Raw genomic sequence first — 8,218 nt, forward strand, 5'->3', positions numbered from 1 at the left:
GCCCGGGCAGTCGCGCAGCGTGGCGCGCAGCTGGTCGGCCTGGGCGGCGAAGCTTTCCGCCCGCTCGCGCGCCAGCTCGACCAGCCGGTCGACCACCGCGTCCGGCGCCAGTGCGGCGTACAGTTTCGGCCGACTGTGCTGGGCCTCGCACAACCCCAGCCGGGCCAGTTTCTCCATCGCCAGGTAGATCTTCGAGGTCGGGATGTCGCCCTCGCGGCACAGCCCGGCCGCGTCGGAGACGCCGAGAATGCCCAGGGCGACAAGGGCCCGCTTCTCGTAGAGCGAGAAGCCGGCCTCGTCGAGCAGCGCCAGATCCTGCCATCGCATGACCGCTTTCTACTCCGAAAAGTAGATGAAAGCGACAGGCCGGCCGCGGACAATCCCTCCACCAGCCACTCATTGGGGAGGACGAGATGAGCGAGGATCTGAGCCACCTGAAATACCCGGCGGCGCCGGCCCAGGTGATCCCGAGCTTCTGGGTCGAGGAGGTGGAGGCGCTGCGCGAGTTCTATCTGGAGAAGCTCGGCTTCGGCCACATGATGGGCATCGTCGGCAAGGACGGGAAGTTCGACTTCGGCATCGTCCGGCGCGACGGGATCATGGTGATGATGGGCCGGCCGCAATCGCCCGGCGCCGGCATCGCCCGCGGCCAGGCCGGAGCCCGGCCGCTGGACATCTACTTCTACGTGCCCGATGTCGACGCCTTCCACGACGAGGTGCGGTCGCGCGGCGTCGCGGTGACCGAGGCGCTGGCCACGCAATGGTGGGGCGACCGCACCTTCGCGGTGAAGGACCCCTACGGCTATTCGCTGTGGTTCTGCCAGACCGTCGGCGCGCCCGAGCCGCCGCCGGGCGTCACCATGGTGTGAAGCCAGGCCGGGACGGGGAGGCCTACTCCCCGTCCTCACCCCGCTGCGCCCGCAGCTTCGCCCAGTAGTCCAGCCGCTTGCGGATCTCGCGCTCGAAGCCGCGCTCCACCGGGCGGTAGAACTCCTGCCGGTCCATGTCCGGCGGGAAGTAGTTCTGGCCGGAGAAGCCTTCCTCCGTGTCGTGGTCGTAGGCGTAGCCCTTGCCGTAGCCGATCTCCTTCATCAGCCGGGTCGGGGCGTTGAGGATGTGCATCGGCGGCATCAGGCTGCCGGTCTCCTTGGCCGCGCGGCTCGACGCCTTGTAGGCGGTGTAGGCGGCGTTCGATTTCGGCGCCGTCGCCAGGTAGATCACCGCCTGGGCGATCGCCAGCTCGCCCTCGGGGCTGCCCAGCCGCTCATAGGCGTCCCAGGCCGCCAGGGACTGGGTCAGCGCCTGCGGGTCGGCCATGCCGATATCCTCGACCGCGAAGCGCACCAGCCGGCGCACGACATAGAGCGGGTCCTCGCCCCCCGCCAGCATCCGCGCGAACCAGTAGAGCCCGGCATCGACGTCGCTGCCGCGCAGCGATTTGTGCAGCGCCGAGATCAGGTTGTAGTGGCTCTCCTGCGCCTTGTCGTAGACCGGCGCCCGCCGCTGCACCGCCTGGGCCAAGGCGGCGGCGTCGAGGGGGGCCGCCACCTTCAGCGCGAACAGCTCCTCCGCCAGGTTCAGCAGGTACCGGCCGTCGCCATCGGCCATGGCCTTGACCGCGTCGCGCGCCTCCGGCGTCAGCGGCAGCTTCCGGCCTTCCGTGGCCTCGGCCCGCTGCATCAGCTCCTCCAGCGCCGCGAAGTCCAGACGGTTCAGGACGAAGACCTGGCAGCGCGACAGGAGCGCGGCGTTCAGCTCGAAGGACGGGTTTTCGGTGGTGGCGCCGATCAGGGTGATGGTGCCGTCCTCGACCACCGGCAGGAACGCGTCCTGCTGGCTGCGGTTGAAGCGGTGCACCTCGTCGACGAACAGCAGCGTCCCCTGCCCCGCCGCGCGCCGGCCGCGGGCGGCGTCGAACACCTTCCGCAGGTCGGCGACGCCGGAGAAGATCGCCGACAGCGGCTCGAAATGCAGGTCGGTGTGCTCGGCCAGCAGGCGGGCCAGGGTGGTCTTGCCGCAGCCGGGCGGGCCCCACAGGATCATGCTGGCGATGCGGTGCGCCGCCACCATCCGGCCGATCGGCCCGTCGGGCTTCAGCAGATGGTCCTGGCCGACCACCTCGGCGATGCTGCGCGGCCGCAGCCGGTCGGCCAGGGGCCGCGGCGCCTGGTCGGCGAAAAGGGAGGGGGTGTCGTCGGATCTGGGAGAGCGCGCCATGATGGCGCGCATCGTCGGCCAGCCGCCGCGGCGGCGCAATGGCGAGCTTCGAGTCCGAGAGTCGTCGCCGCAATGCCGCCGTTGTTTCGCCCGGTTGTGATCACAATCACTTCCGTGGGAACTTTTGCAGTGCAAAAGGCGAACGGGGGTTAGCTATAACCCCTGACAATTGACAACCCCCCAGGCAGGCCCGACCCTCTTGGCCGGGGACCTCCTTCGGAGAGCGAGACATGATGACCGGGCGCCTGCGGACGCGGCCAGGACGGGTGCTCGGCACCCTCACCGCCTTGGGAATGGTGGCCTTTCTGGCCGCATGCAACGAATCGAGCAGCAGCCAGGGCCAGTCGGCGCCGCCGCCCCCGCCGGTTACGGTGGCCTCGCCGCTGGTCAAGAAGATCACCGAATGGGACGAGTTCACCGGCCGCTACGAGGCCACGGCCAGGGTTGAGGTGCGCGCCCGCGTCTCCGGCTACCTGCAGTCGATCAACTTCGCCGACGGCGCCATGGTCAAGCAGGGCGACGTGCTGTTCACGATCGACCCGCGGCCCTACCAGGCCACGGTGGATTCGGCCAAGGCCGACCTGACCAGCGCCCAGGCCAGGCTCGACCTCGCCAAGGTCCAGCTCGACCGCGCCTCGTCGCTGGTCGCACAGTCCAACGTCTCGCGCTCATCCTACGACCAGGCGGTGCAGGAGCGGCGGGCGGCCGAGGCCGCGGTGGCCCAGACCACGGCGGCGCTGCAGTCGGCCCAGCTGAATCTCGACTTCACCCAGGTCAAGGCGCCGATGGCCGGCCGGGTCTCGAACCGCCGGGTCGACATCGGCAATCTGGTCACCGGCGACCCGAGCTCGACCCTCCTGACCACGATCGTGGCGCTGGACCCGATCTATTTCGAGTTCGACATGAGCGAGGCCGACTACCTCGCCTATCAGCGCGCGGTGGTGGCCGGCAAGCTGCCCTCGACCCGCGACAACCAGACGCTGATCCAGACCCGGTTGCCGGACGAGCAGGAGTGGCCGCATGGCGGCACGATGAACTTCGTCGACAACCAGCTCGACCCCGGCTCCGGCACCATCCGCGCCCGCGCCATCCTGGACAACAAGGATCTGTTCATCACCCCCGGCCAGTTCGGCCGCATCCGGCTGCCCGGGTCGAACGAGTACGACGCGGTGCTGATCCCGGACAGCGCGATCCTGACCGACCAGTCGAACCGGATCGTGATGACGGTCAAGGATGACGGCACGGTGGTGCCGAAGATCATCCGGCCGGGCCCGACCCAGCCGGGCGGCCTGCGCATCGTGCGCGAGGGGCTGACCGGCGAGGACAAGGTCATCATCAACGGCCTGGTCCGCGCCCGCCCGGGCGCCAAGGTGACGCCGCAGCCCGGCAAGATCGAGCCGATGCCCGAGTACGACGCGAACTGAGGACGGGCCCGATGCGCTTCTCCCATTTCTGCATCGACCGCCCGATCTTCGCGACGGTGCTGTCGATCCTGGTCGTGCTGCTCGGCGCGGCCGCCTATTTCACCCTGCCGGTGGCGCAGTATCCCGAGATCGCGCCGCCGACCATCGAGATCCGCACCTCCTACCCCGGCGCCTCGGCCGAGGTGGTCTCCAACACGGTCGCGACGCCGATCGAGCAGGAGATCAACGGCGTCGAGAACATGCTGTACATGCAGTCGCAGGCGACCGGCGACGGCCAGCTGGTGATCCAGGTGACCTTCAGCCTCGGCACCGACCTCGACATCGCCCAGGTGCTGGTGCAGAACCGCGTCGCCGTGGCCGAGCCGCGGCTGCCGGAGGAGGTGCGCCAGATCGGCGTCACCGTGCGCAAATCCTCTCCCGACATGCTGATGGTGATCCATCTCAGCTCCTCGGACGGATCGCGCGACCCGCTGTACATCTCCAATTACGCGACGCTGCAGGTGCGCGACGTGCTGGCCCGCCTCGACGGCGTCGGCGACGTGCGCATCTTCGGCGCCCGCGACTACGCCATGCGCGTCTGGCTGGACCCGGACAAGGCGGCCTCGCGCAACCTGACAGCGGGCGAGATCATCGCGGCGCTGCGCTCTCAGAACGTCCAGGTCGCCTCGGGCGTGCTGAACCAGCCGCCGGTGCCCGGCCAGGGCGGCGCTTATCAGCTCAACGTCGAGACCCTCGGCCGGCTGACCGACCCGCGCCAGTTCGGCAACATCGTCATCAAGACCGACAGCGACGGCCGCGTCACCCGCGTGCGCGACATCGGCACGGTCGAGCTGGCGGCCCAGGACTACACCGCCAACGGCTATCTCGACGAACGGCCGGCGGTGCCGCTGCTGGTGTTCCAGCGGCCGGGGTCGAACGCGCTGGAGACGGCCGACCGCCTGATCGCGACCATGCAGGAGCTGTCCAAGAGCTTCCCGCCGGGCCTGCAGTACAACATCATCTACAACCCGACCGAGTTCATCGCCGAATCGGTGCATGAGGTCGAGAAGACGATCTGGGAAGCGATCGTCCTGGTCGTCATCGTCGTCATCCTGTTCCTGCAGACCTGGCGCGCGGCGATCATCCCGGTCGTCGCCATCCCGATCTCGCTGATCGGCACCTTCATGGTGATGGCCGCGCTGGGATATTCGCTGAACAACCTGTCGCTGTTCGGCCTGGTGCTGGCCATCGGCATCGTCGTCGACGACGCCATCGTGGTGGTGGAGAACGTCGAACGGCATCTGCGCGAGGGCAGGTCGCCGAAGGAGGCGGCGCACCTGACCATGGACGAGGTCGGCGGCGCGCTGGTCGCCATCGCCCTTGTGCTGTGCGCCGTGTTCATCCCGGCGGCGATGATCAGCGGCATCTCCGGCCAGTTCTTCCGCCAGTTCGCGGTGACCATCGCCGCGGCGACGGTGATCTCGGCCTTCGTGTCGCTGACCCTGAGCCCGGCGCTGTGCGCCATCCTGCTGAAGCCGCATGTCGAGCATCACGAGAAGAAGACCTTCGTGCTGTTCCGGCCGATCCAGGCCTTCTTCCGCGGCTTCAACTGGTTCTTCGACCGGCTGTCGCTGGGCTATGGCGGGCTGACCCGCCGGATCCTGCGCTTCGCCGTGGTCATGCTGGTGGTCTATGTCGGGCTGATCGGCCTGACCGGGGTGCAGTTCGGCCGGGCGCCGACCGGCTTCATCCCGCAGCAGGACCAGGGCTACCTGATCACCGTCATCCAGCTGCCCCCCGGCTCGTCCCTCGCCCGCACCGACGCGGTGGTGAAGCAGGCGGCCAAGGAGATGCTGGAGGTGCCGGGCATCATCCATGTCGTGCCCTTCTCCGGCTTCGACGGCGCCACCTTCACCAACGCCTCGAACTCCGGCGCGATCTTCTCCACCTTCGCGCCCTTCGCCGAGCGCACCGCCAAGGGGCAGGACGTCAACCACCTGCAGCAGGCGCTGAACCAGAAGCTGTCCAACATCCAGGACGCCTTCATCATCACCATCCAGCCCCCGCCCGTGCGCGGCATCGGCACCGGCGGCGGCTTCAAGATGATGATCGAGGACAAGACCGGCCGCGGCCTGCCGGCGCTGGACGCCGCGACCCAGGAGATCGTGGCCAAGGCGAACCAGACCCCGGGCCTGGCCGGCGTGTTCTCGCTGTTCAACACCCGCACGCCGAAGCTCTACGCCGATATCGACCGGGTGAAGGCGGAGATGCTGGGCGTGCCGGCCGACCGGGTGTTCGAGACGCTGGAGGTCTATCTCGGCTCGACCTATGTCAACGACTTCAACTATCTCGGCCGCACCTTCCGGCTGACCGCCCAGGCGGACGGCAAGTTCCGGCAGAACCTGCGCGACATCGGCAACTACAAGACCCGCAGCGACAGCGGCGGGATGGTGCCGCTGAGCGCCGTGGCCAGCTTCCACGACCGCACCGGCGCCTACCGCGTGCCGCGCTTCAACCTGTACCCGGCGGCCGAGGTGCAGGGCGAGGCCCTGCCGGGCTATTCGACCGGCTACGCCCTCGCGACCATGGAGCAGATCGCCACCGAGACCCTGCCGCAGGGCTTCGGCTTCGAATGGACCGAGATCGCGCTGCAGGAGAAGCTGGCCGGCAACACCGGCATGCTGGTGTTCGTCGCCTCGGTGGTGTTCGTCTTCCTGCTGCTGGCGGCGCAGTATGAAAGCTGGACCCTGCCGCTGTCGGTCATCCTGATCGTGCCCATGTGCCTGCTGGCCGCGGTCAGCGGCCTGCTGCTCAGGGGCATGGACGTCAACATCCTGGCGCAGATCGGCTTCGTCGTGCTGATCGGCCTGGCGGCGAAGAACGCGATCCTGATCGTCGAATTCGCCCGCCAGGCGGAGGAGCATGGCGAGTCCCGGCAGGAAGCCGCGATCTCGGCCGCCCGCACCCGGCTGCGGCCGATCCTGATGACGTCCTTCGCCTTCATCTTCGGCGTGGTGCCGCTGGTGATCGCGTCGGGCGCCGGCTACGAGATGCGGCAGTCGCTGGGCACCGCCGTGTTCTTCGGCATGATCGGCGTGACCGTGTTCGGCCTCTTGTTCACGCCGATGTTCTACGTCGTCTGCCGCTGGCTCGGCTCCGTCTTCGCCCGGCGCAAGCCGGCGGCGCCGAAGCCGGAGAGCACCCCGGCGGCGTGATCGTTGCGCCGGCGGTGTCCCGGGCCCTCAGCCCGGGACACCGTTCCGCGCCAGCTCCGGCAGGCGCAGCGCGCGGTACAGCTCGGCCAGCACGCCGGAGAACAGGCTGATCTCGACCGCGGTCAGCGCCAGCCACAGCAGGTCGACCAGCACGCTCATCAGGCCGGGACCCTGCGGGTCCGGCAGGATCGCATCCAGCACCAGGTCGAGGCCGCTGGCGACCAGGAACAGCCCCAGGGAAACGGCGATCAGGGCGCCCAGCACCGGCAGCCGCCGGCCCTGCAGCAGCCGCTTGCTCTCGGCGGCGACGAGGCCGCGGTCGCCGATCGCGACAGCCGGCAGGACCAGCCCGTAGAAGGCGAAGGGCACGGTGGCCGCCACCGTGGTGACCGCCGACAGCAGCGGCTGCCCCAGCACATCGTCCGACAGCCCGCCGGAGGTGATGGACTGCAGCAGCGACGGCCCGCCGACGAGGCCGAGCACGATCGACAGCACGAACAGCCAGACCATGGCGGTGACCGCGCCGAGAAAGCCGAGCCAGACCTGGTACAGGGCGAAGCGCAGGGCCGCGGCATCGGCCGGGAACGGCGCCATCTCGCCGCGCAACACGTAGCGGTGCCAGCTGACGGCGATCAGGGTGATGGCGAACAGCCAGACCAGCATCGACAGCATCAGGGCCAGGGCGGCGGTACCGGAGCCCTGGCTGCTCGCGAACACGGCCGCGACCTCGTCGCCCCACAGCCAGTCGATGGCGAAGCGGAAGATCAGGGCGAAGACGACAGTGGGCGCCGCCAGCCGGGCCAGGGCCCCGGCATGCCCCAGGATCCAACCCGCGGAGCGCCGCAGCAGGTCGCCGGTCGAAAGTGCCGTCATCGGTCCGTCCCCTTCCTCGAATCGGGGCGGATCATTCCAGCCCCGGCCGGGCAGGGCAACCGACGGCACCGGACGATCAGCCCTATCGCGTTGCCTCTCCCGCTTGGCAGGACCTTTTCATAACGCCCCCCTCGCCGTCATTACGAGGAGGCGAAGCCGACGAAGCAATGACGGTGTTTGGAACTGTGAAAAGGTCTCGCAAGCGGGATAGGCAATGCGAGAGGGCTTACCGACGGGCTTTCAGCGTCCCACCACCGTCTCCAGCACCTGCCCGCCGCGCTGGATGGCGATGCGCCAGGGCCCGCGGGAGCCGCGCAGCGCGTCGTCCAAAGCCGCCGTGCTCTCGACCGCCTCGTCATTCAGCCGCAGCAGCACGTCGCCGGGCTGCAGGCCCAGCCGGGCGGCCGGGCTGCGGGCGGCGACCGCGGTCACCACCACGCCCTTGCCGGGACCGTTCAGCCGCATCTCCTCCACCACCGCCGGCGAGACATTGACCACCGTCGCGCCCGC

The 8,218-nt window shown here is 69.1% G+C and carries 7 protein-coding genes; 3 read left to right on the forward strand and 4 right to left on the reverse strand.

The window, feature by feature from the left end; translation table 11 throughout:
• Positions 1-327, reverse strand: a 327-nt coding sequence (locus P409_RS19470) for a TrmB family transcriptional regulator (protein WP_034841877.1), incomplete at its 3' end; no start/stop codon positions are given.
• 86 nt (positions 328-413) lie between these two features.
• On the opposite strand from P409_RS19470, the gene P409_RS19475 reads away from it, so the two are divergent.
• Positions 414-869, forward strand: coding sequence for a VOC family protein (locus P409_RS19475; RefSeq protein ID WP_034841881.1), 456 nt, complete (start codon positions 414-416; stop codon positions 867-869).
• A 22-nt stretch (positions 870-891) separates the two neighbouring features.
• Here the strand turns inward: P409_RS19475 and P409_RS19480 are convergent, their stop codons facing one another.
• Positions 892-2,217 (reverse strand): replication-associated recombination protein A, encoded by a 1,326-nt coding sequence (locus tag P409_RS19480; protein ID WP_034841897.1) that lies wholly within the window; start codon positions 2,215-2,217, stop codon positions 892-894.
• A gap of 230 nt (positions 2,218-2,447) precedes the next feature.
• Between P409_RS19480 and P409_RS19485 the strand changes: the two genes are divergently transcribed.
• Together P409_RS19485 and P409_RS19490 are read left to right on the forward strand one after the other, a co-directional pair.
• A complete protein-coding gene (locus P409_RS19485) occupies positions 2,448-3,641 on the forward strand; it encodes an efflux RND transporter periplasmic adaptor subunit (protein WP_052120964.1) in 1,194 nt (397 codons plus the stop codon).
• Between the two features lie 11 nt (positions 3,642-3,652).
• Complete coding sequence (locus P409_RS19490) at positions 3,653-6,835, forward strand: efflux RND transporter permease subunit (protein WP_034841883.1); 3,183 nt, start codon at positions 3,653-3,655, stop codon at positions 6,833-6,835.
• Positions 6,836-6,862: 27 nt separating this feature from the next.
• Here P409_RS19490 and P409_RS19495 read toward each other — a convergent pair whose 3' ends face one another.
• Together P409_RS19495 and P409_RS19500 are read right to left on the reverse strand one after the other, a co-directional pair.
• Complete coding sequence (locus P409_RS19495; protein WP_034841888.1) at positions 6,863-7,708, reverse strand: hypothetical protein; 846 nt, start codon at positions 7,706-7,708, stop codon at positions 6,863-6,865.
• A gap of 240 nt (positions 7,709-7,948) precedes the next feature.
• Positions 7,949-8,218 (reverse strand): PDZ domain-containing protein (locus tag P409_RS19500; RefSeq protein ID WP_152613445.1); only part of this gene is annotated, 270 nt, incomplete at its 5' end.

This window comes from Inquilinus limosus MP06, assembly GCF_000767795.1.
Classification (GTDB): Bacteria; Pseudomonadota; Alphaproteobacteria; order DSM-16000; family Inquilinaceae; genus Inquilinus; species Inquilinus limosus_E.

Coding starts and splice junctions, on each gene's coding strand:
- P409_RS19495 (WP_034841888.1), bottom strand. CDS start 7,708: ATGACGGCACTTTCGACCGGCGACCTGCTGCGGCGCTCCGCGGGTTGG.
- P409_RS19490 (WP_034841883.1), top strand. CDS start 3,653: ATGCGCTTCTCCCATTTCTGCATCGACCGCCCGATCTTCGCGACGGTG.
- P409_RS19480 (WP_034841897.1), bottom strand. CDS start 2,217: ATGGCGCGCTCTCCCAGATCCGACGACACCCCCTCCCTTTTCGCCGAC.
- P409_RS19475 (WP_034841881.1), top strand. CDS start 414: ATGAGCGAGGATCTGAGCCACCTGAAATACCCGGCGGCGCCGGCCCAG.
- P409_RS19485 (WP_052120964.1), top strand. CDS start 2,448: ATGATGACCGGGCGCCTGCGGACGCGGCCAGGACGGGTGCTCGGCACC.